Raw genomic sequence first — 25,342 nt, forward strand, 5'->3', positions numbered from 1 at the left:
CGATCGCGGGGTGGCGCGGCTCGGCGTCACCCCGCGTCGTGGTCATGGTGGGCCGGACGCCATCGTCGGCGTGCCCCCCGGGGCAACACCGCCGCGGCCAGCACGACGGCAGCCACCATCGGCACCCCCACCCCGGCAAGCAGCAGTGCGCGGCGCCATGCGTCGTTCCGACGGTCCTGCCGCGCCAGCAACGTCGGATCGGGCCGATCCTCGGCCAGTCCGGCCACCGGCCGCGCGTGCCCCGGCACCGATCCGGCCTCGGTCACCGCCCGGTACGGATTGAGCACCCCCGCGCCGTACCCGTCGCCGGGTGCCGGATCGGCGGTGGCGATGATCCGCCGAGCCACCTCGACCGCGCTGAGGTCCGGGCGGTACTGGCGCAGCAGGGCGGCGGTGGCGGCGACGAAGGGCACCGCGTAGCTGGTTCCGTCGGCGCTGCGGTGACCGCGTCCGGGGGCGGCGATAAGCACATCGACACCGGGAGCGACGAGATCCACGTGGTCGCCGGTCTGCGAGAAGTCGGCCCGCGCCCCGTCCACGCCGATTGCACCGACTCCGAGTACCCCGTCATACATGGCCGGATACGGGCGGCGTTCGCCGCCATCGGACAGGTTGCCGGCGGCGACCACCACGACCACGTCCCGGCTGAGCGCGTACCCGACCGCCGCGCGGACCGTGGGATGGTCGGCGTAGAGCACCACGGAGAGGTTGACCACGGTGGCACCCTGGTCGACCGCCCAGCGGATGGCCCGGCCGAGGTCGCCGGGCGCTGCCGTGCGGCCCGTCCCGCGCCCGTCCACCACCTGCTGCTCACTGACCCGGACCGGCAGGATCCGGGCCTCCGGTGCCAGCCCACGGAAGCTGGTCCCGTCACGTGGTGTGGCGGCGATGATGCTCGCCACGCCGGTGCCGTGACCGACACAGTCGAGGCCACCGTCGCCGCCGGCATCGAGCAGGTCGGTGCCGGCGAGCACCCGCCCGGCCAGTTGGGGATGCCGTAGGTCCACGCCCGAATCGACCACCGCCACGATCACTCCGGCTCCGGTGGCCAGCCGGGCGAGGCGCTCCGGGGCGTACCGTTGCTGGGCCCACGGGGTCGCGGCGACCGGCCTGGCCGGTGCCGGTGGCGACGCACATCCCGGCGCGGCGCGGGCCGGCGTCACCGCGCCCGGCGTCATCGGGCCGGCCAGCAGGGCAGCGACCAGTCCCGCCAGGAGCAGGTACGGCAGGCGCCGAGCACCCCGCCGGTGCCACCGCGCCCCGGGTACCCGGTACATCGACCGCCTCCGTATCGTGTCGACACCGGAACGGGATGTTATCGGTAGCTGGTGAACCGGGCGGGCCAGCGCCAGCCTGGCATTGTGATCTTGTGATCACCTTGTAGGTTGTACCCGATACCTATGGCCTGTGCCCGGGAGGAGGGGTGGCCGTGACCGACTGGGAGCCGGCCACCGGGGCCGAGGCGGCGATGCGCGACGCGCTGCACGGCAATGACCAGCAGCTTTACTTCCGCATCCTGTCCGGTGTCGAGCTGCTGCTGCCGGTCTCCGCCCAGGCGGCCGCAGGGCACACACCGGTGGGCTGGGGCACCTGGACGACCGGCGGCCGGACGCACGTGCTGGCGTTCACCTCAACCAAGGCGATGCGGGCCTGTCTCGGTGAGCACGCCGGCCCCAGCCGACGCACCGGCTACGCCGAACTCGCCGCGAGCTGGCCGAACCACGAGTGGTGGTTGGCGGTGAACCCGGGCCTGCCCATCGAGGGCTACCTGCCCGCCTGGTACGTCTCTCAGCTCTCCCGCGGTGACGTCCGGCTACCCGGCCGTACGGTGGGCGCTCGCGCCCGGTTGGAACGGGTGGAGGCGCTGAATCGGGCTCGCGACGCCGCCTCGGCGGCACCCCCTCCGGCACCGCCGAACCCGCCGTCCCCACCGCGACAACCGGGCCCGGTCCGGCCGACACAGCTCTCCCCGGCGCCGCCGGTGGTGCCGGCGGCCTTCCATGTTCCCGAGGTGCCGTCGGTGGCGTCGGGCACGGTCGCCGGTCCGCACCGACCGGAGCCCGCCGAGCGGGCACCTGCCCCGCCCCGCCCGGCCCGGCCGGACAGCAGCGGGACGGGCCGTGCCGGTGCGGGCGGCCCCCGGCTGCCCGGTGATCTCGGCGGTGTCCGGCCGGATGGCCCCAGCAGAGACGGCATGCCGCCGCGGCGGCCGTCGCCGGGCCGGAACGAGGAGCCGACCTCCGCCGGGCCGGGATGGCCCGTGGCGCCGGAGCGGCCCGGAACGCCCAGCAACGGACGTCCGGCCGGTTCCGAGCCGCCGGCCCAGCGTTCCTTCTTCGAGCCCGCGAACGGTCGCTCGACGCATCGCGGTGACCGCCTTGCCGAGCGGGCCGCGCCACCGTCCCGGTTTCGGGGCGGTCAGCCGTTTCCCCGGCGCGGATCAGCCGGCGAGCCAACCTCCGAGGGGCCGACCCGTGCCTTCGTGTTCAGCGAGAACGACCAGGCCACCGCCCGGCCGCAACCCGTACCGAACGAGGAGGCGACCCAACCGCTGCCGCCGCCCGACGGGCCGGTCCGGCCGCTGCGGGTGAGCACTCCCGCAGGCTGGGCGGCACCGGGCGGCGGTGACCCGACCGCCGGCGGCGGTGACCCGACCCAGGCGCTGCCCCAGCGCCAGCCGGTCGAGGAAGAGCCGACCTCGGCGGCCGAGCCGATCTCCGCGCCGCCCGCGCCGCGCCGCGGATTCACTCCGATCGTCATAGAAGGCACCATCATCGAGGCTCGGGACCTCACCTCGACCGACGGTCGGCCGGGTCAGACCGGCGGGGCACCGCACGGCGGCAGCGGGCCCGTGCCCCAGGCGGAGACACCGTCCGCTCGTCCGGCACCTGAAGACACCGAGGTGGCGACCCCGCCCGTGCCGGCACCGGAGCCGACAGCCGTCGAGCCGGAGCCGACGGTACGCTTCCCGACGCCCCGCCCGGAGCCGACAGTGTCGGGAGCCGAGCCGACCGTGGCCGCGCCGACAGCGACGCCCGAGCCGACCGTTCCGGTCCGGGCGGTGACGCCCGATCCGACCGTGCCGGGGCGGGCGGTTACGCCCGAACCGGCGACCGCCGCTCCGACGGCCGCCCCGGCACCGCCCAGCCAGGCCCGGACGGACGCCGACGCTGCTGCGGCACCACCGGCCGACGCCCACCCGGCGGCCGCCCCGGTCACGGAGACGCCCTCGCTGTTCACCCCGGTGTCCGCACCGCCGTCAGCGGCGTCGCACACTCCGGCACCCGCGTCAACCGCGCCGGCCACGGAAGCGCCCGCGGCTGCCGAACCCCCGGTTCCCGACCCCGCGTCCGGCCCGGTCACCGCGCCCGTCGTCGGTCCGCCCTTCCGGCCCGCCAACGAGGTGGAGGACGACCTGTACGCCGCCGCCGAGGCCGGCAGCACCGACACCTTCCTCTCCACGCTCCTGCTGGCCCGGGTCCTCATGCCGGTCGCGGCCGACTCCGCCCCTGGTAGCCGCCCCGGCGACCCGGGTTTCGTCTGGCCGGCCGTGCAGTTGGACGGGCAGACCTTCGTGGTGGCCTACACCTCTCCGCAGCGCCTCGCCGACCACACCGATCCGGCGGCCGAGACGGTCCAGGTCCGCTTCGTCCAGTTGATCCGGAGGTGGCCCGACCCTTCGTGGTCGTTCGCGGTCAACCCCGGCACTCCGGTGGGCGCGAAGCTGCCCGGTGAGCAGATCGTCGGGCTGGCCAACTGGGCGGCCGAACTCGGCCTCGGCGACGACGCTGAGGGCGAGCCCGAGCCGACCGTCGAGGCCCCCGCACCGGCGAGCAGTCCACGGCAGGCGGCCCCCTCGGGTGACCTGGCCCGGCCGATCGTGATGCAGAAGGCGATCGCCCCGAGCCAGCTCGGCTACTACCTGGAACGGGGCTACGACCGGGTTTCCGGATTCGTCCACCGGGCGAGCGAGTTGGCGCACCTCACCACCCCGACCGCCCTTTACCAGGCGCTCGGCCTCAACCATCCCGAGTCGCCCTTCGCAGCGGACGCCGAACAGATCTACGTGCTCCGGTGGCCCGCGTACCGGCCGAGCCTGTACCGCATCCCCTACGGCGGGCAGAACGAGGCGGCCATGCGGGCGATGGAGGGTTGGGTGATCGAACGGCCCCCGTTCCGGGGCAACGGCTTCGCCCCCGGCTCCGGCAGTGAGGTGCTTGCCGAGTTCAAGGTGGACAGCGTCCGGCTACCGCACGGTGCCCAACTGGTGTGCATCGATGCCTCGGGTGCCGAGCGGCTGATCGCCGTGCTCGACGCCGACACGCTCTCCTGGCAGGAGGTCGGCGAGCGGTGATGCGCGACGGCTACGTGGCGCGCTGGCGTGGGCGGGAGTTCCAGGCCAGCCCGGACGGCGGCGAGGTTCGGCTGTACCAGCCGGAGGCGACCGAGGGTTTCACCGAGGTGCGCCCCGGCCGGCACGTCCGGGTCGTGCCGGCCAACGAGATCGAGGAACTGGCGTACGTCCGCACCACCTGCACCTGGAAGGGGCAGCCGTTCATCGTGCTGGCCGAGCACGACGGTTGGCTGCGAGTCGAGTACACCGGCGGACGCTGGCCGGTGGCGCAGGCGATGCGGTTGGAGGCGTTCGACTTCGGCGTCTACCAGGGCTGGGCTCCCGTCGGCGAGGTCACCGACGTACGCGAGCAGCGGGTCTGAGGGCGTCCGCGCGGGTCAGGACTTCGCCCAGCGCAGGATCTCGCCGAGCACCAGTTCCGGTGCCTCCAGGTGGGGGAAGTGCCCGACCTCGTCGAGCAGTCGCCACTCGTACGGTGCGCTGACGTAGCGCCCGGAGCCCTGGGCGGTACGCGGCAACGAGGCCACGTCCCGCGCGCCGTGCAGTTGCAGCGTGGGAGCGGTAATCGGTCGTTGCATCAGCTTCACGAACCGGTAGCCGTGCAGCCGCAGTACCGATCGGAACGCCCACCGGTAGCCCTCCAGCGCGCAGAAGGCAGCTTGCGGGATCCGCATGGCTTCCCGGTAGCGCCGCGCGTAGTCGGCGAAGTCCGGGCCGGTGACCCAGCGGTGGCCGCCCCAGCGGCGCAGCATCTCCTCCACCGCGCGGCCGTTGTCGCGGGTGAGGAGGTGTTCGTACCGGGGCAGCTGGAACCTCAGCGCGGGGGTCGACGCGGCGAACTGACCGCGTGGATCGGCGAAGATGGCGGCCCGCAGCCGCAGTGGGTGCGGGGCGCCGAGCACCACCAGGCGGCGTACCAGGTTGGGGTGGAACGACGCCGCGGTCCAGGCGATCATGCCGCCGGCGCCGGTGCCGACCAGGGTGGCCGAGCGCTCGCCCAGCGCCCGGATCAGCCCGGCGACGTCGGCCGCGAGGGTGTAACCGTCGTACCCCCGGGGTGGTTTGTCGCTGGCGCCGTAGCCCCGCAGATCCATGGCGACGGCGCGGAATCCGGCGTCGGCGACCGCCGGCAGCATCCGGTGCCAGGCCCACCAGTGTTCGGGAAAGCCGTGCAGGAAGAGCACCATCGGCCCGGTGCCGGCCTCCACGACGTGGAAGCGGCTGCCGTTGGCGCCCACGAACCGGTGCGTCCACGGCCCCTCGGTGAGTACGCAGGACTCGTCGACGGCCTCGTCACGCTGCTCGGTCATGTCCGACAGCCTAGGGCCCCGTCCTGTCGATCATCACCGGGCTGCGACGGGCCCCGGCGACGACCGGCGGCGTTGTCGGTACGTCCGCCGGTTCGTGCCGTCGGCGTGGATGCCCGGTCGGTCCGAGCGAACGGCGCGGACGGTCAACCGACCGGGCTCATCTTGAGGATGCTGAGCGGGATCCCCGGGCCGCAGTCCACCTCGGCCGCGGCCGGAGCGGTGGTCACCCGTACCCAGGTTCCGGTGGCGAAGGTGCCCTTGTCGGTGCCGTGCAACGCGTACTCCCGGCCGTCGTCGGTGACAAGCGTGTAGCAGGGGCCGCTGCCGCCCCGGCTGAGCCGGCCGGCCAGGACGTTTGACTTGCGCAGCTCGGTGGGATGGCGCGGCGGTGCCGTCGGGGTGCCGATCAGCGGCGGTTCGGTGGGTGACGGGGGGCTGCCGGTACGCCCGACGGGAGGCTGCGCGCTGGCATCGCCGGCCGGGCGGTCGGGGCTGCCGGCCGGTGAGCTGCCGGTTGCGGTGGGGCCCTGGTCGGCGGTCACGGTGCCTCCGTCCGACTCGCCGCAACCGGCCAGGGCCAGCAGCATGGCGAGACAGGCTGCCGGCACTCGGATGCGGTTGATGGTGGGCACCAAGGTACGACGTGAGCAGGCTCGCGGCGGTTCCCTGCCGGTCGGGGCCGGTGCCGAGAAGCGTGCTGCCCCGGGCGGGTGGTCCGCCCGGGGCAGCACGTCATCGGTCCAGCGGATCAGGAGAAGCGGACCTTGGTGTAGATCCCCTTTTGCTCCAGCACCTTGATCTTGGTGCCGGTGGCCGGGAGCTTCACGCCGTGGTTCGGCAGCTCCGGGAACCAGTACTTCTTGGTGTCGTCGAACAGCGGCTGCGCGGCCTGCCCACGGATGTACTGCGGCTGGCTGTTCAGGTGCAGCGTGAACGAGTCCGCCTTCTTGAGGCTGAACGGCGCGTCGTAGACCTGGATGCGGGCCCGCCAGGGCTGCCCGGTCAGGTTGTAGATCGGCCGCGGATGGGCATCAATGATCATGTTCCGGCCCTCGCCCGGGTGCGCGAACGTGTCGTTGTCCGCCCATCGGGTGTTCCAGTACGAGATCAGCAGCCCCTCCTGGTACGCGTAGTGGTCCACGTAGTCCGGCTTGCTGTTGTCGTACCCGAAGAAGTACGGGCCGGTCTTGAGGTACCTGTCGTACGAGATGTACTGCCGGGTGCCGGCGATGTAGTAGTTCGCGAAGCTCCGCGTGTACGTTGCCTCAACCACCTCGAACCCGCCGGCCAACGTCCAGCCGCCCGCGTCGGACTCCGCACCGTCGGTGAAGACGGTCTCGCCGTCGGCGGTCAGCGTCACCGCGTCACCGAAGAAGCCGCCCTCGGAGACACCGCCGTCGGTCTGGTAGCGCAACCGGAATCCGACGCTGTTCCCCGCCACCTGGTCCAGCGGGATCGCGATGTCGACCCACTCGTCGTCGGAACTGCCGTCCAGCGCGAAGCGGCCGGGGGAGATCTCCTTCAGCGGCTCGCCGTCGACAGTGCCGGGCTGCGACGTCCAGGTCTGTCCACCGTCGACCGAGGTCTCGAAGAAGAGGTAGTCGTAGTCCGCCTCGATGCTGTAACGGCCCTTCATCGACAGGGTCGCCGACGACTTCCCGGTCAGGTCGAACGTCCGGGTCATGGTGCTGTTGAGGTCGTCCGCGTTGCCGGAGAAGAACTGCTTCTCACCCTCGAACGGCGCGCCGTTGTCGAAGGTGTACTCCCGCTCGGGCAGCACCACCACGGCGGCCTGGGCCTCCTTGGTGTTGTACTCCTGCGGGCCCAGGGTCAGCGTCCGCTTCTGCCCGGCCACGATCACCTCGTAGTCGAGCCAGCCGAGCTGGAGCTTGTTCCAGGCGCCGAGGTCGCCGCCGCGCTCGCCGATGCCGCCGTCGTTCTTGGCGCCGAGCCGGCTCTGGGCCATCAGCGTCCAGTGCTCGTTGTTGTTGTCGCCGCCGCTGATGACGTTGTAGTCGTCCGGCAGGCCGAGGTCGTGGGCGTACTCGTGGTAGAAGACGCTGCGACCGCCGTTCTCCGGCTGGATGGTGTAGTCACCGATCCAGACGCCGGTGTCGCCGATCTGGGTACCGCCCGCCGGGAAGTTCGACGGCCCGGTGCGGCCCTGGTCGGAGGCGTACGCGTACCAGCGGTGGCTCCAGATGGCGTCCTCGCCCTGGATCGGGTCGCCGTCGGCCATGTCGCCACCGGCGTGCACGATCTGGAAGTGGTCGATGTAGCCGTCCGGCTCGTTGAAGTCGCCGTCACCGTCGTGGTCGTAGCGGTCCCACTCGTCCATCGCCCGCACGTCGGCGGCGATCTCCTCGTCGGTCCGCCCGGCGGCCTTCTGGTCGCCGACCCACTGGTTGGCGGCGTCGCGCACCAGCGCCCAGACGTTGTTGCAGACGATCCCGTCGCACGGGTAGCCGCTGGAGCGGCCGTATCGAGCCTCGTTGTACTGGACCTTGACCCAGTCGGTGACCACGCCGTCGACGCTGTACCGGCCCGAGGACTGGGCCTCGTAGTACTGCTTCACCGACTCGTCACCGGGCTCGGTGCCGAAGTAGAGCTTCCGGTAGTGGTCGGCGTCGTAGTCCGCCTGCCAGACGGTGGAGTTGTCCACCGACCGGTCCGGCTCGGGGATCTCGTTGTGCAGTGGCCCGTCGAACTTCGTCGGCCCGGGGATCTCCGGGTCGGTGTCCTGGTCCGGGTAGTCCGGGTGCCGGTCGTTGCCGAACTCGGCGAGGATCACGAAGATCTGGTCGGTCTTCTCCCGGGACAGCTCGACGTACTGCTTCTCGGTGGGGCCCCGGCCGCGCTTGGTGGCCTTGGCGTTGCGACCGGCCTCACCGCCACGGGCCGCCCGCTCGCCGACCTTGACCACTGTGCTGCCGTTGATCCGTTCGGCCTTGGCTCGGCCCGACAGCACCTCGCTGAGGCCCTCCTGACGCAGGGCGCGGCGCTTGGCCTCCAGCGGGTTCGGTAGGTCGTGTTCGGCGTGGGCGGGCTCCGCGATGGACGGGGCGGCCGCCGGGGTCTCCGGCTGCGGCGCGGCTGCGGCGGCGGATGAGCCGACCGTCAGTCCTGTCGCCGTCAACGAGAGCCCGAGCAGACCCACTGCGACTTTCCGCACGTGGTACCTCCGGATTGAGGGAACCGACCCGTCGGGGGTTGCGGGTCGGTGAAAATGGCCCCCGTGAATGGGGCCAGTGGTGAACCTAGGCACTCCTGGGGCTGGTGAGAAGAGTTGTGGCCAAAATTTGTTGCACCTTTTTGTTGGCAGGCGTTTTCACTGTCACATCCCGATCCGGTTGCGGCGTACCGCGACATGACGAAGGGTGGCGGCCCGATGCCGGACCGCCACCCTTCGGGTCGTACGCCTGTCGTCAGTCCTCGTCGGACTTGCCGCCGCTCATGCCGGAGGCGATCAGGTCCATCACCGACGAATCCTGCAACGTGGTCACGTCGCCCAGCGAGCGGTTCTCCGCCACGTCCCGCAGCAACCGCCGCATGATCTTGCCGGAGCGGGTCTTCGGCAACTCCGGCACCAGCATGATCTGCCGGGGCTTGGCGATCGGGCCGAGCGTCTTCGCCACGTGGTTGCGCAGCTCGGCGATGAGCTGCTCGCCGGCCTCGCCGGAGATCTCGGTGCTGCCCCGGGGGATGGCGAACGCGACGATCGCCTGCCCGGTGGTCGGGTCGGTCGCGCCGACCACCGCCGCCTCCGCCACCGACGGGTGCGAGACCAGCGCCGACTCCACCTCCGTGGTGGAGATGTTGTGCCCCGACACCAGCATCACGTCGTCGACCCGGCCGAGCAGCCAGACGTGGCCGTCGTCGTCCTTCTTCGCACCGTCACCGGCGAAGTAGATCCACGGGTCGTTGGCGTCGCCACTGGCACCGGCGCCGAACCGCGACCAGTACGTCTCGATGAACCGGTTGTCGTCGCCCCAGATGGTGCGCAGCATCGACGGCCACGGCTCGCGCAGCACCAGGTAACCACCGCCGCCGTTGGGCACCGACTGGCCCTGGTCGTCCACCACGTCCGCGACGACGCCCGGCAGCGGAGTCATCGCCGAGCCGGGCTTGGCGGCGGTCACGCCCGGCAACGGCGAGATCATCATGCTGCCGGTCTCGGTCTGCCACCAGGTGTCCACGATGGGCAGCTCACCGTGCCCCACGTGCTGCCTGTACCACATCCAGGCCTCGGGGTTGATCGGCTCGCCGACGCTACCGAGCAGCCGCAGCGAGGAGAGGTTGTACTCGGCCGGGATCTCCTCACCCCACTTCATCATGGTGCGGATCAACGTCGGCGCGGTGTACAGGATGGTCACCCGGTACCGGTCGACGATCTCCCAGAAACGGCCCTTGTGCGGGGTGTCCGGGGTGCCCTCGTACATCACCTGGGTCGCGCCGTTGGAGAGCGGGCCGTAGACGATGTAGGAGTGACCTGTCACCCAGCCGATGTCCGCCGTGCACCAGTAGACGTCGGAGTCCGGCTTCAGGTCGAAGACCGCGTACGAGGTGTATGCCGCCTGGGTCAGGTAACCGCCGGTGGTGTGCAGGATGCCCTTCGGGCGGGCGGTGGTGCCGCTGGTGTAGAGGATGAACAGCGGGTGCTCGGAGTCGAACGACTGCGCGGTATGCTCGGCCGGCGCCTGCTCCACCGTCTCGTGCCACCAGTGGTCCCGCTCGGACCAGCCGACGTCCTCGCCGGTACGCCGGACCACCAGGACGTGTTCGACCGACGGGCAGTTCGCCACCGCCTCGTCGACTGTCGGCTTGAGCGCGGAGGGCTTGCCGCGCCGATACCCGCCGTCGGCGGTGATGACCACCTTCGCCGAGGCGTCCTGGATCCGGTTGGTGAGCGCGTCCGCGGAGAAGCCGCCGAAGACCACGCTGTGCGTGGCGCCGATCCGGGCGCAGGCCAGCATCGCGACCGCGGCCTCCGGGATCATCGGCAGGTAGATCGCCACCCGGTCACCGGCCGTCACCCCGAGGTCGGTGAGCGCGTTCGCCGCCTGGCAGGTCATCCTGTGCAGGTCGGCGTAGGTGATCGTGCGGCTGTCGCCGGGCTCGCCCTCCCAGTGGATCGCCACCTTGTCGCCCCGGCCGGCCTCCACGTGCCGGTCGAGACAGTTGTAGGCCACGTTCAACTGCCCGCCCACGAACCACTTCGCGAACGGCGGCCGGGACCAGTCCAGCACCTGGTCCCACTGCTTGGTCCAGGCCAGCCGGGCCGCCTGACGCTCCCAGAAGGCGAGCCGGTCGGCCTCCGCCTCGGCGTACGCGTCCGCGGTGACGTTGGCGTCAGCGGCGAGTTCGGCCGGCGGCGGGAACTGGCGCGTCTCGTTCAGCAGGTTGGCCAATGCCTCGCTCATGCCGGCACTCCGCTTCGCTTCGTGCCGCCCTGAGGCACCAGCGCGCTGCATTGATGATTCGCTCGCTGCCGCTCGCTCATGCGGTGACTCCTCGTTGCTCGGGTGACCTGGGTCTCTCCCGGGCAGGTTAGTCGCGGCGGCCGAGCGAGGCGACCGATCCCCGACGCGCCCGTCGCTCAACGGCCCCTCCCACGCGCCGAGGTGCAGGGCAGATCCGTCGCTGTCCCGGGCTGCGGCATGTCGCTGTCCCGGGTGGCGGCATGTCGCTGTCGCGGGTTGCGGCATGTCGGGCCTTCCCGTCGACGTGAGAGCCCGACATGCCGCATGTCGCGACTGCGGCCCCTCCCGGCGCGGCCCCCCGGCGCGGCCCCGGTCGGGCGGGTGGTCCCTGCCGGGTCGGGTGGGTGGCGGGGATCGCGTTGCCGGTGACTCCCGCCCGGTGCCGTCGGCATCGTCGCTAACGTGTCGGGGTGACCGCCGATCCGCTCGCGCCGCTGCTCGACCTCGCCGACATCGCCGCCGCCGTGGAACGTGCCCGCGACCGGTTCGACCGGGCACTGGGCCACCGGGCGCTGCGGCGCCACGGCGGCCAGGTCGCCGCCGAGGTGAGCCTGCGCTCCGCGGTGGCCAGCGCCGGGCTGGAGGGCCACCACCACGAGCGGGAGACGGTACGCGCCGGCACCGTCACCGAACCGGTGCTCCAGGGTGCGCTGCGGGTGGCCGGCACCCTGCCCGGGCTCAGTGAACTCTGGCCGAAGGCGCCCCGGCAGGCGTTGGCGAAGCTGCACGTGCTCGCCGCCCGCGAGGTGGTCACCGAGGCCGAGCTGGGCCGCCCGGTCAACGACCCGGTGGTCGCCGCCCGGCTAGACGCCCTGGCCACGCTGGTGGCCGGCGGCACCCAGGTCACCCCACTGGTGCTGGCCGCCGTCGTGCACGGTGAACTGCTCAACCTGCGGCCCTTCGCCGGCCCGTCGGGCGTGGTGGCCCGGGGCGCGGCCCGTCTCGTGTTGCTCTCCACCGGATTCGACCCCCGTGGCCTGCTCGCCGTCGATGTCGGGCACCGGGAACGCGAGCCGGAGTACGTCGGTGCGGCCGGCGCCTTCGCCACCGGCACCCCGGACGGCCTGCGTTCCTGGCTCCGCCACTACATGTCCGCCGTCGAGGTGGGCGCCGACCAGCTCACCGCGATCGGCGACGAGATCCTGGCCGCCTGACCGGTACCGGCTGCTCGTCCGATTGGCGCCGACGGGCCGGGCCTGCGGTGGAGCGGCGACCGAATCCGCCTGCGGCGGTGCCTCTGCGACCAGGTCAGGCAGGCGAGGCGGCGGCACGGGTGCGGCGGTGCCGGCCGTACCAGGCGATACCGATCGCCACCCCGACGCCGACGCCGAGCGCCGCCGCGGCGACCGGAACGGCGGGCCGCTCGCGCAGTCGCCGGCCCAGTGGTACCGGGTGCCGGAACTCAAGCACCGGCCAGGCGTTCTCGACCGCCAGGCGGCGTAGCTGCCGGTCCGGGTTGACCACCGACGGATGACCCACGCACTCCAGCAGTGGACGATCGCTGTACGAGTCGGAATAGGCGTACGAGTCGGCCAGGTCGTAGCCGCGGGCGGTGGCGAGTTCGCTTACCGCCTCGACCTTGCTGGGACCGGCGGCGTAGAACTCGACCTCGCCGCTGTACCGACCGTCGACCACGCCCATCCGGGTGGCGATCACGTCGGTCACCCCGAGCAACGCACCGATGGGGCGCACCATCTCCTCGCCCGAGGCGGAGACCAGCACCACGTCCCGACCGGCGGCCTGATGCTCCTCGATCAGCGCAGCGGCCTCCGCGTACACATAAGGGTTGATCAGCTCGTGCAGCGTCTCCGCGACGATCTGACGGACCTGCTCCACCGGCCACCCCTTGCAGAGCGTGGCGAGATAGTCGCGGGTCCGGGCCATGGTCTGCTCGTCGGTGCCGCCCAGCCGGAACATCAGCTGCGCGTACGCCGACTTGACCACGTCACGCCGAGTGATCAGGCCGTCCCGGTAGAACGGCCTGCCGAACGCCAAGGCGCTCGACTTGGCGATGACGGTCTTGTCCAGATCGAAGAAAGCGGCACTTCGGCCCACGGCGCGAAAGTCTAGCCCGATGGTCTATGGTCGGCGGGTGCCCGGGGGCTGAAGTGCACTCGGACCTGCGGGCCCACCCCCACCCGCCTGCGAACAGTGACCGCGGTCACACGCTGCGAACAGGATTTCGCAGGGAGTGGAGGCTACACCACTCGACGTACACAGGTCCGCTCAGGCAGACTTGTTCGCAGCACGAGCATTCATATCTCGTACACCCGCAGACCCTCGGCGGTTGCACCCCCCGTGACCGCTGAGCGGGTTCGGCTCGACCCCCCCGGAGCCGAACCTCCGACGACCCCCGTCTCCCCCCGACGGGGGTCGTCCCTTTGCGCCGTGAGTGCTCCGGTAGCGGTGCCGCCCGAGGGGTCGACGTGCAAGGCGCGGTCGTTCCGCCCGAGGATGCTCCTTAGCTACCCGGTCGTTTGCTCTCGGGCTTGGGTTCGGCCGGCCGATCGTGCGTCAGAGGATCGCGAGCTGTCGGGTCGGATCGGCGCGGAAGGCGGGTTGGGTCGGGGTGGGGGTCAGCACGAACTCGTACGTGCCGTCGTCGGACCCCTCGGCGTGTGGGTGTGCTCGGACTTCAATTTCGTACCAGCCGGGTGGCACTGCCACGCGGCGGTGTTCCGAATGATCGGGCGTCCAGTGGCGGAGGTGGCCGAGGCCGCAGAGCAACAGCGAGCCGGTCACCGACCCCAGGATCCAGCCCGGCGAGGAGACGGCCGCAGTAGACCACGGTGAACGGTCTACGGCATGTCGCACCAGCACGGTGTAGTACCCCGCAGTCACACCCGTCAGCGGTAGCGCTATTCCCGCCCGGGTGACGGTGTCACCGGCCTCGGTGGTACTGAACAGCTCCAGCAGGTCGCGTCCCGTGCTGTTTGCGCCGAGATGCTGGTCCAAGCGTGCGGGGTCGAGCAGCACGAACCCGTGGGCTTCGGGAAAGCAGCGGGTCAGTTGGACGGCCGGAAAGATCCCGGTCATCCGATCACGGCGCGGGCGGGTGTGCGCTTCGGTTCGAAGCAGACCAGCGCGCGACCTCGTCGGTCGGTCACCACCCAGGGATGACCGACGTACGTGTGCTGCCGGTATGACTCGCTCGGGTGCAGCACGGCGTACTGTCTGCGCTGCCCATGGTGGTCCAACCAGTACACGATCACCGATCGCGAGCGATGGTTGACGAACTCGATGCTGGTTTCGCTGCCGCCGCTGACCGATCGCAGCCCGCGCTCCCGCCATGCCGGTAACGGGGTCAGGTGCTCCGGCTGGGGCGGCCGAGTGGTCGATGGCGGTTTCGCCGGCCGGCTCGGTGAGGGGTTCGGGCGGGTGCTTGGTGTGGCGGGCACGGTCGACGAGTCGGGCCGGCTGGGCGAAGGAGCCGGCGTCGCCCTGCGGCTGAGCTGCGGTCGGGAGGACGAGACCCCACCGACGGACGACGCAGCCGACGGCGACGGCACGTCGGCGGACGCATTTTCGTCCAGGTTGGACCCGGGGCTGCCGGGAGGAGGAGGCACCCAGTCCGACGGCACATCGGGGGCCGCGACCGTCGGTGGCTCGGTCGCCGGCCACAGCACGGTGAGCATGAGCCCGAGCGTGGCGGCCGCGAGGCCGGCCAGCACCAGCCGGTGCGACATGCGACCGGGAGCGCGGTGGGCAGGTTCGACGGAGACGGCGGCTGACCGTATGGGTGGGGGCGGAACGGCCGGCCCGCCAGGTGGCTCGGGCGCTGGCGGAAGTGCCCGCGGAACCGGGCGCGCCGCCAACTGCCGGGCGCGGGAACGTGGGTCGAACAGCCAGGGGCCGACCCGCAGCCTTGGCTCGACACGGGCATGTTCGTGATCTGGGGACTGCGTCATGACCTCGATCCGGCGAGGGATGCCGTTCTCTGCCGACGGCACAGGACGTCGATTATGCGTGTTGCGCGTCACGTTCCGCCACGGTTGGCGACGGTCGAGATAGGCGCGATGTGCGGCCCGTCCCCATAACAGATCAACGCCCCTTGTGGGCGTTGTCCACAGAGCGGTTCGTTGTCCACAGGCCGGCCGGCAGGGGCGGCGCTCGGGGCGGCAGCGGCGGCAGGGTTCGACCCAGTGAACCCGCGCCGACCGCTTGGAGGCCGCGATGCCATCCCGTACCTCCGTCCCACCGGACCGGCGCCTGCCGCTGGTCGTCACCTCGGACGGTGACCTGCTCGACGACCTGCTCCGGCTCGCTGCCGCAGGCGGAGTCGAGGTGGAGGTCGCCGCCGATCCGGCGGCCGCCCGCACCCGCTGGCGGCCATCCCCGCTGGTTCTCGTCGGCAGCGACCAGGCGCAGCCCTGCCTGCGGGCGCGGCTTCCCCGGCGTCCCGGGCTGGTCCTGGTGGGACGAGCCGGCGACGTCGAGTCCGGTTGGCAGGTGGCCGACCTGCTCGGTGCCGAACACGTCGCCGTGTTGCCGGCGGCCGAGCCGTGGCTGGTGGACCGGTTCGCCGAATGCGGCGTCGAGGGCGCGGTCACCGTCTCGGCCCGGATGGTCGCGCTGGTCGGTGGCCGGGGCGGAGCCGGTGCCAGCATTCTCGCCGGTGGCCTCGCCGTCACCGCCGCTCGGGCACGGCTGCGTACCCTCCTGCTCGACGCCGATCCGCTCGGCGGTGGCCTGGATCTGGTGCTCGGCTGGGAACAGATGGAAGGGCTGCGGTGGCCGGCGCTGACCGGGGCGGACGGGCGGGTCGACGCGCCCGCCCTGGTGCGATCGTTGCCCAGCCGGGGCGATCTGGTGGTGCTTTCCTGGGATCGTGGCGACCTGATCGCCGTGCCGGCCGAGGCGGTGGCCGCCACCCTGGATGCTGCCCGGCGGGGCCGGGACTTCGTGGTCGTCGACCTGCCTCGCCACCTGGACGACGCCGCGGTGACCGCACTTCAGGCGGCCGACCGGGCGTTCGTGGTGGTACCCGCCGAACTGCGGGCGACCGCCGCAGCGGCCCGGGTGGTCACCGCGGTCGCGCCGCACTGTTCCGACCTGTCCGTCATCGTCCGGGGTCCCGCTCCTGGCCGGCTGCGCGCCACGGAGGTCGCCAAAGCGCTCGGTCTACCACTGGCTGGTTCGCTACGGCCTGAGCCGGGGTTGTGCCGGGGACTGGAACGGGGCGAAGCCCCGGCGGCCGGTGGGCGCGGCCCCCTGGCCGAGCTCTGCCAGCGGATCGTCAACGAACTCACCGGCCAGCCCGTGGCGGGTGCGGCATGACCGGGGAGAATCTCGCGGCCCGGGTACGGCAGCGGATCGCCGCCACCACCACGCCGGTCACCCCGGCCGCGATCGTTTCCGCGGTGCGCGCCGAACCCGACGCCGCCGTACTCGGTGACAATGCCCTGCTGCGGATGGCCGACCGGGTGCGCGACGACCTGGTGGGCGCGGGCCCGCTGGCCGTGCTGCTGGCCGACCCCGAGGTGACGGATGTACTTGTCAACGGGGCGCGGGTGTGGGTCGACCGTGGGCAGGGGCTGCACCAGGTGCCGGTGCCGGTGGGCACCCCGGACGACGTCCGCCGACTCGCGCAGCGGCTCGCGGCTGGGGCCGGTCGCCGGCTGGATGACGGTTCGCCGTGCGCCGACGCCAGGTTGGCCGACGGTACGCGGCTGCATGCGGTGCTACCTCCGGTGGCGACCGAGGGGCCGTACCTGTCCCTGCGTACCTTCCGGCAGCGGCCGTTCACGCTGGACGAGCTGGTCGCACAGGGCGCGGTGGCCCGGCCGGTGGCACCCGTGCTGGCCGCCGTGGTGGCGGCCCGGCTCGCCTATCTGGTGATCGGCGGAACCGGCTCCGGCAAGACAACTCTGTTGAACACCCTGCTCGGCCTCGTGCCGACCACCGAGCGGATCGTGCTGGTCGAGGACGCCTCCGAGTTGCGGCCGGTGCACCCGCACGTGGTGGGTCTGCAAACGCGTACGGCCAACGTGGAGGGATCGGGCGCGGTCGGCCTGAGCGAGCTGGTCCGGCAGGCGCTGCGGATGCGGCCGGATCGCCTGGTGGTCGGCGAGTGTCGGGGCGCGGAGGTGGTCGACCTGCTGGCTGCCCTCAACACCGGGCACGAGGGCGGGGCGGGGACGCTGCACGCCAACACCCCGTCGGACGTGCCGGCCCGGCTGGAGGCCCTCGGTCTGCTCGGTGGGCTGCCACGCCCGGCGCTGCACGCCCAGGTGGCGGCGGCGCTTCAGGTGGTGTTTCAGATCCGCCGTACGCCGCAGGGCCGCGTGCTGGAGTCCATCTGCCTGCTGCTGCCGGAAGGGCCCGACCGGCTGGTCACCGCCGTTCCCGCGTGGATCCGCAGTCGAGGGCTCGGTCTGGCGGCCCGGGCGCTCGGCACGCTGATCCGCAACCGCGATGTGCCGGTGCCGCCGATCCTGTGCGAGCCGTGGCCCGCGTCGGCGGTGTCGTCGTGAGCGGCGCGTGGTGGTGGGCGGTGTCGGTGGTGCCGGTCCTGCTGGCACTCGCCCACCGGATGCGTGGGCGGCGTGTTCCGTGGCGGTCCGGGGACGGCGGGAAGGCAGCCGACGATGCGCTGGTCGCTTGGGTCGTTGCCCTGCGGGAGGCGGGCGGTTGGCGTGCCGGTGAGGAGCGGCAGGGCCCGCCCCGGAGCAGTCCGGAGCCGACCGGTGTCGGGTGGCCGACGACGGGGGCACGGCCATCCTCGCTGGTGGTCCACCCGGTCAGGCCGGCTGCTTCCCCGATCGCCTGGCCCACGTCGGGGCCGCCGACAGCACCGGCCGCGTCCCGTCCGCCGGGGCCGCGTGGCAGCCGGCGGCCGAATCGGCCTGGTGGCGTGCCCGGTGTGGTCGTACGGAGAACAACCCCCGCCGTGAAGCTGACGACACGGCCGCTCGGCACGGCGGTGCTCGACGAGGACCAGATCGCCCCCGGGGGCCTCGTGCACCGGGTGCCGGCCGACCATCGCGAGCAGACGGATCACCGTGAACCGCCCGACCAGCGCCCACCGAGGCTGAGCCGACCGCCGGCGCTGCTCGCGACGCCGCGGCGCATCCTGGTGCTGACCTGCCTGCTTGGTGCGGGGGTCGGGGCGCTGCTCGCCGGTCCGGTGGCCGCGACGGCGCTTGCCGGTTACTGCACCCTTGGTGTGCGGGCGCTGCTCCGTCGGGCAACCGTGGGCCGGGCCGACCGGGAGCGCCGGGAGCGGTTGGATCAACTGTGTGCCCTGGCCGGGGACCTGCGGGTGGGTCTGCCGGTGCCGGTGGCCGCGCGGGTGCTTACCAGTTCGGCACCCAGTGCCGTCGCAGGTGTGGCGCAACTGACCCAGCCGGACGAGGCCGTCAGCGACGTCGGCCAGCCGGTCCGGCCCGAGCAGCGTCTCTCCGACAGTGCCGTGCCCGGTTCGGCGGGAGACCGCCTCGGGCGACTGGCCGGGGCTGCGGTACGGCTGGCCGAGCGTACGGGAGCGCCGCTGGCCGATCTGGTGGAGCGGATCGAGGCCGATGCCCGATCGACGGACCGAGGGTTGGCTGCGGCCACGGCCCAGGCTTCCGGTGCCCGCGCCACCGCCTGGTTGCTGGCTGCCTTGCCGCTGGGCGGGATCGGCCTGGGCTACGGAATCGGGGCGGACCCACTTCAGGTGCTGCTGCACACCCCGGTCGGCGGCGCTTGCGCGATCGCTGCCGTGGGCCTTCAGGTGATCGGGCTGCTCTGGGCGGAGCGTCTCGCGGTCACCTCGTCCGGAGACAGCTGATGTCCGGGACGCCACTGGTCGCCTGTGGTCTGGCCGGTGCAACCCTGGTCGCCGCGCTCGCGGTCGGCCGGTACCGGCCCCGGCGTCGGTTGCGCCGGCTGTCCAGCCACGTGACGGCCAGCCGGACAGGTAAGCGGTTCTGGCCTTCGATGCCCCGACCGGCGAGGTCACGCCGGGTGCCAGGGGCCGTCCAGCGGTACGGGTCAGCTGGCGAGCACCCGGCGCAGGCTTCGGCAGCCGAGTCACGAGGTTCGAGCCAGTGGCGGCCTGACCTGGTCCGGTTGACCGCTGGGCTGTCCGGGCTGGTGGTGGCGGTAGTGGTCGAAGGCTGGGCCGGCACGGTGGCGGCACTGCCCACGGCGGTGCTGCTCGACCGGCTGCTCCGGCGGATCGAGCCGCCGGCCGTACGCCGTCGCCGACTGCGGGCCGCAGCCGACCTACCACTCGCCGCTGACCTGTTGGCGGCGGCGCTGCGGGCCGGGGCACCCGTGGAACGCTCGCTGCTCGCCGTGGCTGACGCGCTCGGCGGGCCGCTGGGCCGGCAACTTGCCCGGGTCGGTCGGACCCTGCAACTCGGAGGTGGTCCCCAGGAGGCGTGGGGACATCTGGCGGCGGTTCCGGGAGCGCACCGCGTGGCCACGGCCGCGATCCGCTCGGCGAGCAGTGGCGCTGCCCTGGCCGGGGCGCTCACCCGGCTCGCCGACGACCTGAGGGCAGACCGGGCCGTCGCACTTGAGGCGGCCGCTCGCCGTTCGGGCGTGCTGATCGTGTTGCCGCTGGGGCTCTGCTTCCTGCCCGCCTTCATTCTCGCCGGTCTGGTGCCGGTGATCGTCGCTGTCCTTGGCGACGTGCTGTGAATCCATCGAGAAAGGACGAACACGTGCGCAGAATCCTCGCCCGCCTTCGCGGGGACGCCGGGATGAACACGGCGGAGTACGCGGTCGGAACGCTCGCCGCGGTGGCCTTCGGCGGAGTCCTGCTCAAGGTGCTGACCTCCGACGGAGTGCAGTCCGCGCTGACCGCCGTCATCGACCGGGCACTGAAGTGACCGGGCGCCGGCCGGCCGGCCACGACCGGGGATCGTTCACGGCCGAGATGGCGGCCGGCCTGCCGGCGCTGGTGCTGCTCCTACTCACCGGGCTGACCACGATCAACGCGGTGAGCACCAAGGCGGCGTGCCTGGATGCGGCCCGGGAGGCGGCGCTGGCCGCCTCTCGGGGAGAGCCGGGCACCGCCGCCGGCAGCCGGCACGCACCGGCCGGTGCGGAGGTGGTCGTCGCGTCGGACGGTGAGCACGTCCGGGCGACGGTCCGGGCCTCCGTCCGCGCCCTCGGTACCGATCTGCCCACGATCAACGTCGTGGCGACGGTCGTCGCCGCGGTCGAACCGGGTGCGCCGGAGCCGCAACCGTGAGCGTCGTCGCAGCCCGCCCCGCCGGCACCGCCCCCGGACGCTGCCTTCACACCCGCCGGCTGCGCCGTCCTGCCCGGTGGCAGCTTTGGCTGGGGTGGAAGCTGAGCTGGCTGACCCGGCGGGCGACCGGAGGTGGTGAGCGGGGTGGCGCCACGATCTGCCTGCTCGGCGTGGGGCTGCTGTTCGTCGTGGCGGGTCTTTTCGGCGCGGGCGCGGGCGCGGCCCGGGTGGCGCGACAGCAGGCCCGGGTGGCCGCCGATCTCGGCGCTCTCGCGGGTGCGGCTCGGGTCCTTCAGGACGAGCCGGTGACGTGCGCGCGGGCAGCAGAGTTGGTGGCCGCGAACGCTGCCCGGATGGTGCAGTGTCGGATCGATGGGCTGGACGTGCTGGTCACCGCTGAGGTGATCGTGAGCCCCTTGCCGGGGATGACCCGGTCCGCCAGGGCAACCAGCCGGGCCGGTCCGCTGCGCGGCTGACCGGGTAGCGGCAGATGGCGGTCGGTGCGGTGGCTGCGTGGCGTGACGCGGGCGGCCGGACGCGAACCTGGCGCTGTCCCGGCCGCCTGACAGTGCGACCCCACCTGTCCCGGTGGGCCGGCTCGCTCGGCGTGGTGGTCGAGCGGGCCGACCCGGGGGCCAGGTGGATCGCAGGTCGGGACCGGCGTCAGCGGCCCTGGAGGGCGTCGAGGGCGACGGCCATGGCGATCACCAGGCGGCGGTCGATCTGCGGGTGCTGGATTTCGACGATGTACCGGTCGCGCAGACCCCACTTCTTGACCACGGAGAAGACGGGCTGGCCGTCCGCGACGAAGTCAAAGTGGTACGGCAACCAGGACAGCGAGTCGACGAAACGGCGCAGCAGCGCCACCGGCATGCTGCGCTCCTGACCGGTGACGTTGGGTAGGCCGGCCTGCTCGACGTGCCACGTCGAGCGGAGCAGGGACTGCGCGAAGTCCTTCCGGAACAGGCCGATCGGGTTGCCGGCGTCGTCGGCGACGTCGTACGTGGCACCGAGGTCGAGGCGTTGGCGCGCCTTGAAGCCGAGCAGCGGCTGCTGCTTGGACTCGTCGGTGTAGATCGTCACCTGCTCCTTGAAGGCGAGTCGCTTCTGCTGGGCGAACGCCAACACCCCGCCCTCGGAACCGTCCGGCGCGACGCTGTGCACCTCGTACTGGTTGACCATGAACCGCACTCGTTGGCGGATGTGGAACTGTTGCTGCGCCTGCAGGCTGTCGAGCTGCATGAGAACTCCTCGATTGTGGTGCGCCGGAGTGTCGCACAGTCGGACAACGGCTGCGTCCAGGGTCCGCCGTCAGCGGACGCCGTCGACGCCGGACCGGTGCGTCATGGTGGTCAACAGCAGATGGATGGTGCGCAGACGTTCGTTGATCTGATCCAGCCGTTCGGCCTGGGCCAGGGTGGCGAGCGCGGTCCCCAGCGCGATCTGCTGGTTGATGTCGAGCTTCTCCTGGTCGATGGTGTAGAGCAGGTCGACGGTCTCGGCGATGGTGTCGGCCACGGCCTCTCCTCCATGCTGGCAAGGACGGTGAACGGCAAGTACGGCGCTCTATGGAAGCGCTCCCACCATCATTGCCCGGCCGCCCCGGTTTTCATACCCGGCCCGGTCATTCCGGCAGGTTGGCGAGCACCACGTCGAGCACCCGGATCGCATCCGGTTTGGACAGCGGATTGTTGCCGTTGCCGCACTTGGGTGACTGTACGCAGGACGGGCAGCCGGCCTCGCAGCCGCACTCGGCGATCGCGTCACGGGTGGCCCGTAGCCAGGACGCCGCCATGCCGTAGGCCCGCTCGGCGAAGCCCGCTCCCCCCGGATGGCCGTCGTAGACGAAGACGGTCGGGGCCTCGGTGTCCGGGTGCACCGCTGTGGAGAGCCCGCCGATGTCCCACCGGTCGCAGGTGGCGACGAGCGGCAGCAGCCCGATCGCGGCATGTTCGGCGGCGTGCAACGCCCCCGGCACGTCGGCCGGATCCACCCCGGCGGCGATCAGCGACTCGGGGGAGAGGGTGAACCAGACCGCGACGGTACGCAGCTCACGCGCCGGCAGGTCCAGCGGACGAGTGTCGATCACCTCGCCGGTGGCGATCCGTCGCCGCTGGTAGGAGACCACCTGACTGGTGACGTCCACCTCGCCGAGGAAGAGCCCGATCGGTCCGGCGTCGACGTAGGAACGCACCGAGACCACCGACAGCGAGGTGACGTCGCGGGCGTGGGTGGACCAGTCCGGCTCCTCGGGGCGCACCAGCGCGCATCCGTCGTCCAGGTCGAGGGAGTCGACCACGTACGACACGCCCTGATGCAGGTAGACCGCGCCGGTGTGCAGCAGGAAGTGCGCGGAGCCGCCGTCGACCGTACCGAGCAGCCGGCCGGTCGCCGCCTCCACCACGCAGACCGGGGCGCCGCCCTCGCCGCGCAGATCCACCTCGGGCCGTTCCCGGTGCCGCCAGTACCAGCCGGTCGGCCGTTGGCGCAGCGCACCCGCTTCGACAAGCGCCGCCACGGCCTCCTTGGCGCCGTCACCGAAAAGCTCCAGGTCGGCCGTGGTCAACGGAGCCTCCGCCGCCGCACAGGCCAGCTGCGGGCCGAGCACGTACGGGTTGGCCGGGTCGAGCACGGTCGCCTCCACCGGCGCACCGAAGACCGCCTCCGGATGGTGCACCAGGTAGGTGTCCAGCGGGTCGTCCCGGGCCACCAGTACCGCGAGGGCCTCCTGACCTGAGCGTCCGGCCCGGCCAGCCTGCTGCCACAGCGACGCCCGAGTGCCCGGATAGCCGCAGATCATGACCGCGTCCAGCCCGATCAGGTCGACTCCCAGCTCCAGAGCGTTGGTCGAGGCCAGCCCCAGCAGCTCGCCGTGCAGCAGCGCCCGCTCCAGCTCGCGACGCTCCTCGCGCAGGTAGCCGGCCCGGTAGGCGGCCACCCGGTCGCCGAGCCCCGGCACCGCCTCGTCGAGGCTGCGCCGGGCGCTTGTCGCCACCACCTCGGCGCCCCGGCGGGAGCGGACGAAGGCCAGCGTGCGTACCCCGGCGGCGACGGTGTCGGCGAGCAGGTCGGCGGTCTCCCGCAGCGCCGATCGGCGTACCTGGGTCAGATCGGACGCCGCAGCGGGCTCTCCGGACCCGGCGGCCGACGGGTCCGGCGGGAGCAGCGGCGGCTCCCAGAGGGCGAAGGTGACCCCTGCCCGGGGCGAGGTGTCCTCGGTGACGGCCGTCACCGGGAGGCCGGTCAACCGGCCGGCCGCCGCGGCCGGATCGCCCGACGTCGCCGAGGCCAGCACGAACGTCGGTCCGGCGGCGCGACCGTACCGGGCACACTGCCGCCGCAGCCGGCGCAGCACGTGGGCGACGTGCGAGCCGAACACGCCCCGGTAGACGTGGCACTCGTCGACCACCACGTACGCCAGTCGACGCAGGAAACCGGACCACTGGGCGTGCCCGGGCAGGATGCCGTGGTGCAGCATGTCGGGATTGGTCAGCACGAACCGGGAGTGCCGCCGGATCCACTCCCGCTCGGCGCGCGGGGTGTCGCCGTCGTAGCAGGCCGGGCGTACGCCCTCGATCTCCAACGCGGCGACGGCGCGTAGCTGGTCGGCGGCGAGCGCCTTGGTCGGTGCCAGGTAGAGCACGGTGGCGCGCGGGTCGGCGAGCAGCGTGGCCAGCGCCGGCAGCTGGTACGCCAGGGACTTGCCGGACGCGGTGCCGGTGGCCACCACGACGTGCCGGCTGTCGTACGCCAGGTCGGCCGCCTCGGCCTGGTGCCGCCACGGTGTCGCCACTCCGCGTCGGGCGTACGCCGCGCGTAGGTCCTCCGGAACCCAGGACGGCCACGGTGCCGGCGCTCCGGCCCGGGGCGGTACCCGCTCGACGTGGGTGACCGGATCGGCGGGGTGTCGCTGGCGTAGCCGGCGCAGCAGTTCCCCCGGCGACACGACCGGGACCGCGCCGGTCGGGACCGCGCCGGTCGGGACCGCGCCGGGCGGGACCGCACCGGTCGGTCGCTCGGGGCCGCTGCCGGCGGATACGGTGGCTGCCGAGGTCACGTCCTGCACTCTCGCACTGGTGTTCGGAAATGGGAAATCGGCGTGCCGGGTACGGATGGACCTGCCCCGGTGAGTCGTCGGCCCGACCCTGGGGTAGTGGTTAGATGCCAAGAGAGTTTACGGCTGCCTGAGGAGGACGGATGGAGCTGTCACTGGCGACCCGGACCGTGGGTGAGCACACGGTGCTCGAGGTCGGCGGTGAGGTGGACGTCTACACCGCCCCCCGGCTGCGCGAACGGCTCCTGGAACTGATCGACGCCGGGGCCCGGCACGTGGTCGTCGACCTGGGCCGGGTGGATTTCCTCGACTCCACCGGGCTGGGTGTGCTGGTCGGCGCGCTCAAGCGGCTGCGTACCGCGGACGGCACCTTCGCCCTGGTCTGCGACAAGGAGCCGCTGCTCAAGATCTTCCGGATCACCGCGCTGGATCAGGTGTTTCCGCTGTATCCGACGGTCGAAGCAGCGACCGGCGCCAACCAGTGATGGCCACGGTCCGGCTCTCCTTCTCGCCCGCGCCGGTGCACGTGCGTACCGCCCGCCTGGTCGGCGTCGCGGTGGCCCGGCGGGCGGGCGTTCGCGAGGATCTGCTCGACGAGGTCCGATTGGCCATCGGCGAGGCGTGTACCCGGGCGGTCGCCCTGCACCGCCAGTACGGGGTCGCCGAGCCGGTGCTGGTGGAGATGTCCGACTCGGGGGCGTACTCGGTGCGGGTGGTGGATCGGGCGCCGATCGAGGCGAGCATCGGTCTGGCCGCGCTCGATGCCGACCAGTTGGCCAACGAGTCGCTGAACGAGGACGACCTGACCACCGGTGTCGGCTTCGCTCTGCTCGCCGGATTCGTCGAGGATCTTCAGGTCCGTCCGGTCGACGAGGGCGTCGGCACCGAGGTGCGGATGGTCTGGCCGGTCAACCACTGAACCGAGGGCCTGGCCGCCCCGGACGACCGCTGCCGGATCAC

The 25,342-nt window shown here is 72.3% G+C and carries 22 protein-coding genes and 1 pseudogene; 12 read left to right on the forward strand and 11 right to left on the reverse strand.

The genetic code is table 11. From position 1 onward, the window contains the following. Positions 1–26: 26 nt before the first annotated feature. A complete protein-coding gene (gene mycP, locus Vse01_RS12535) occupies positions 27–1,277 on the reverse strand; it encodes a type VII secretion-associated serine protease mycosin (RefSeq protein ID WP_093404051.1) in 1,251 nt (416 codons plus the stop codon). 152 nt (positions 1,278–1,429) lie between these two features. On the opposite strand from mycP, the gene Vse01_RS12540 reads away from it, so the two are divergent. Beyond that, positions 1,430–4,354, forward strand: a complete 2,925-nt coding sequence (locus Vse01_RS12540) for an SseB family protein (protein ID WP_232511219.1) — start codon at positions 1,430–1,432, stop codon at positions 4,352–4,354. After that, positions 4,351–4,716 carry a UCP033725 family protein gene (locus Vse01_RS12545; protein WP_093404053.1) on the forward strand — a complete coding sequence of 122 codons (366 nt, stop codon included), beginning with the start codon at positions 4,351–4,353 and terminating at the stop codon, positions 4,714–4,716. The genes Vse01_RS12540 and Vse01_RS12545 overlap by 4 nt, the downstream gene beginning before the upstream one ends. 15 nt (positions 4,717–4,731) lie before the next feature. Here the strand turns inward: Vse01_RS12545 and Vse01_RS12550 are convergent, their stop codons facing one another. The 4 genes from Vse01_RS12550 to acs all read right to left on the reverse strand — a co-directional run bounded on the left by Vse01_RS12550 (position 4,732) and on the right by acs (position 11,084). Beyond that, positions 4,732–5,664, reverse strand: a complete 933-nt coding sequence (locus Vse01_RS12550; protein ID WP_093404054.1) for an alpha/beta fold hydrolase — start codon at positions 5,662–5,664, stop codon at positions 4,732–4,734. A 143-nt stretch (positions 5,665–5,807) separates the two neighbouring features. Further along, complete coding sequence (locus Vse01_RS12555; RefSeq protein ID WP_139233138.1) at positions 5,808–6,296, reverse strand: DUF5818 domain-containing protein; 489 nt, start codon at positions 6,294–6,296, stop codon at positions 5,808–5,810. 116 nt (positions 6,297–6,412) lie between these two features. Next, complete coding sequence (locus Vse01_RS12560) at positions 6,413–8,821, reverse strand: immune inhibitor A domain-containing protein (protein ID WP_093404057.1); 2,409 nt, start codon at positions 8,819–8,821, stop codon at positions 6,413–6,415. Between the two features lie 268 nt (positions 8,822–9,089). Next, positions 9,090–11,084 carry an acetate--CoA ligase gene (gene acs / locus Vse01_RS12565; protein WP_093404058.1) on the reverse strand — a complete coding sequence of 665 codons (1,995 nt, stop codon included), beginning with the start codon at positions 11,082–11,084 and terminating at the stop codon, positions 9,090–9,092. 470 nt (positions 11,085–11,554) lie between these two features. Here acs and Vse01_RS12570 point away from each other — a divergent pair, with 470 nt between their 5' ends. Then, positions 11,555–12,298 (forward strand): Fic family protein, encoded by a 744-nt coding sequence (locus Vse01_RS12570; protein WP_093404059.1) that lies wholly within the window; start codon positions 11,555–11,557, stop codon positions 12,296–12,298. Between the two features lie 94 nt (positions 12,299–12,392). Here Vse01_RS12570 and Vse01_RS12575 read toward each other — a convergent pair whose 3' ends face one another. From Vse01_RS12575 to Vse01_RS12585, 3 genes are all read right to left on the reverse strand, one after another. Beyond that, entirely contained in the window at positions 12,393–13,199 is an 807-nt protein-coding gene (locus Vse01_RS12575) for an HAD family hydrolase (protein ID WP_093404060.1), read from the reverse strand. A gap of 459 nt (positions 13,200–13,658) precedes the next feature. After that, positions 13,659–14,180, reverse strand: a complete 522-nt coding sequence (locus Vse01_RS12580; RefSeq protein ID WP_093404061.1) for a hypothetical protein — start codon at positions 14,178–14,180, stop codon at positions 13,659–13,661. Further along, positions 14,177–15,052, reverse strand: a complete 876-nt coding sequence (locus Vse01_RS12585; RefSeq protein WP_307818618.1) for a VHL beta domain-containing protein — start codon at positions 15,050–15,052, stop codon at positions 14,177–14,179. The genes Vse01_RS12580 and Vse01_RS12585 overlap by 4 nt, the downstream gene beginning before the upstream one ends. A 265-nt stretch (positions 15,053–15,317) precedes the next feature. On the opposite strand from Vse01_RS12585, the gene ssd reads away from it, so the two are divergent. From ssd to Vse01_RS12620, 7 genes and pseudogenes are all read left to right on the forward strand, one after another. After that, a complete protein-coding gene (gene ssd / locus Vse01_RS12590; protein WP_093404062.1) occupies positions 15,318–16,421 on the forward strand; it encodes a septum site-determining protein Ssd in 1,104 nt (367 codons plus the stop codon). After that, positions 16,418–17,617, forward strand: coding sequence for a TadA family conjugal transfer-associated ATPase (locus tag Vse01_RS12595; RefSeq protein ID WP_093404064.1), 1,200 nt, complete (start codon positions 16,418–16,420; stop codon positions 17,615–17,617). The genes ssd and Vse01_RS12595 overlap by 4 nt, the downstream gene beginning before the upstream one ends. A 920-nt stretch (positions 17,618–18,537) precedes the next feature. After that, positions 18,538–18,915 (forward strand): annotated as a pseudogene (locus Vse01_RS12600) (type II secretion system F family protein); the annotation flags it as partial. Positions 18,916–19,064: 149 nt separating this feature from the next. Further along, positions 19,065–19,772 (forward strand): type II secretion system F family protein, encoded by a 708-nt coding sequence (locus Vse01_RS12605; protein WP_093404205.1) that lies wholly within the window; start codon positions 19,065–19,067, stop codon positions 19,770–19,772. A 62-nt stretch (positions 19,773–19,834) separates the two neighbouring features. Next, positions 19,835–19,963 carry a DUF4244 domain-containing protein gene (locus Vse01_RS12610; RefSeq protein ID WP_205808979.1) on the forward strand — a complete coding sequence of 43 codons (129 nt, stop codon included), beginning with the start codon at positions 19,835–19,837 and terminating at the stop codon, positions 19,961–19,963. A gap of 47 nt (positions 19,964–20,010) precedes the next feature. After that, complete coding sequence (locus Vse01_RS12615) at positions 20,011–20,328, forward strand: TadE family type IV pilus minor pilin (protein WP_507762950.1); 318 nt, start codon at positions 20,011–20,013, stop codon at positions 20,326–20,328. Continuing rightward, a complete protein-coding gene (locus tag Vse01_RS12620) occupies positions 20,325–20,804 on the forward strand; it encodes an Rv3654c family TadE-like protein (protein ID WP_373870666.1) in 480 nt (159 codons plus the stop codon). The genes Vse01_RS12615 and Vse01_RS12620 overlap by 4 nt, the downstream gene beginning before the upstream one ends. A gap of 187 nt (positions 20,805–20,991) precedes the next feature. Here the strand turns inward: Vse01_RS12620 and Vse01_RS12625 are convergent, their stop codons facing one another. From Vse01_RS12625 to sftH, 3 genes are all read right to left on the reverse strand, one after another. Beyond that, positions 20,992–21,570, reverse strand: a complete 579-nt coding sequence (locus tag Vse01_RS12625) for an LURP-one-related family protein (protein WP_093404066.1) — start codon at positions 21,568–21,570, stop codon at positions 20,992–20,994. Between the two features lie 69 nt (positions 21,571–21,639). After that, positions 21,640–21,846, reverse strand: a complete 207-nt coding sequence (locus tag Vse01_RS12630) for a hypothetical protein (protein ID WP_093404067.1) — start codon at positions 21,844–21,846, stop codon at positions 21,640–21,642. A gap of 106 nt (positions 21,847–21,952) precedes the next feature. Continuing rightward, the gene (gene sftH / locus Vse01_RS12635) at positions 21,953–24,385 is read right to left on the reverse strand and encodes a DEAD/DEAH box helicase (RefSeq protein ID WP_232511220.1); all 2,433 of its coding nucleotides are present in this window, start codon (positions 24,383–24,385) and stop codon (positions 21,953–21,955) included. 140 nt (positions 24,386–24,525) lie between these two features. Here sftH and Vse01_RS12640 point away from each other — a divergent pair, with 140 nt between their 5' ends. Then, positions 24,526–24,867 carry an STAS domain-containing protein gene (locus Vse01_RS12640; protein WP_093404068.1) on the forward strand — a complete coding sequence of 114 codons (342 nt, stop codon included), beginning with the start codon at positions 24,526–24,528 and terminating at the stop codon, positions 24,865–24,867. Beyond that, the gene (locus Vse01_RS12645; protein WP_093404069.1) at positions 24,867–25,301 is read left to right on the forward strand and encodes an ATP-binding protein; all 435 of its coding nucleotides are present in this window, start codon (positions 24,867–24,869) and stop codon (positions 25,299–25,301) included. Before Vse01_RS12640 ends, Vse01_RS12645 begins: the two co-directional genes overlap by 1 nt. The last annotated feature ends 41 nt before the right edge of the window (positions 25,302–25,342 follow it).

This window comes from Micromonospora sediminimaris (assembly GCF_016863575.1).
GTDB classification, from domain to species: domain Bacteria; phylum Actinomycetota; class Actinomycetes; order Mycobacteriales; family Micromonosporaceae; genus Micromonospora; species Micromonospora sediminimaris.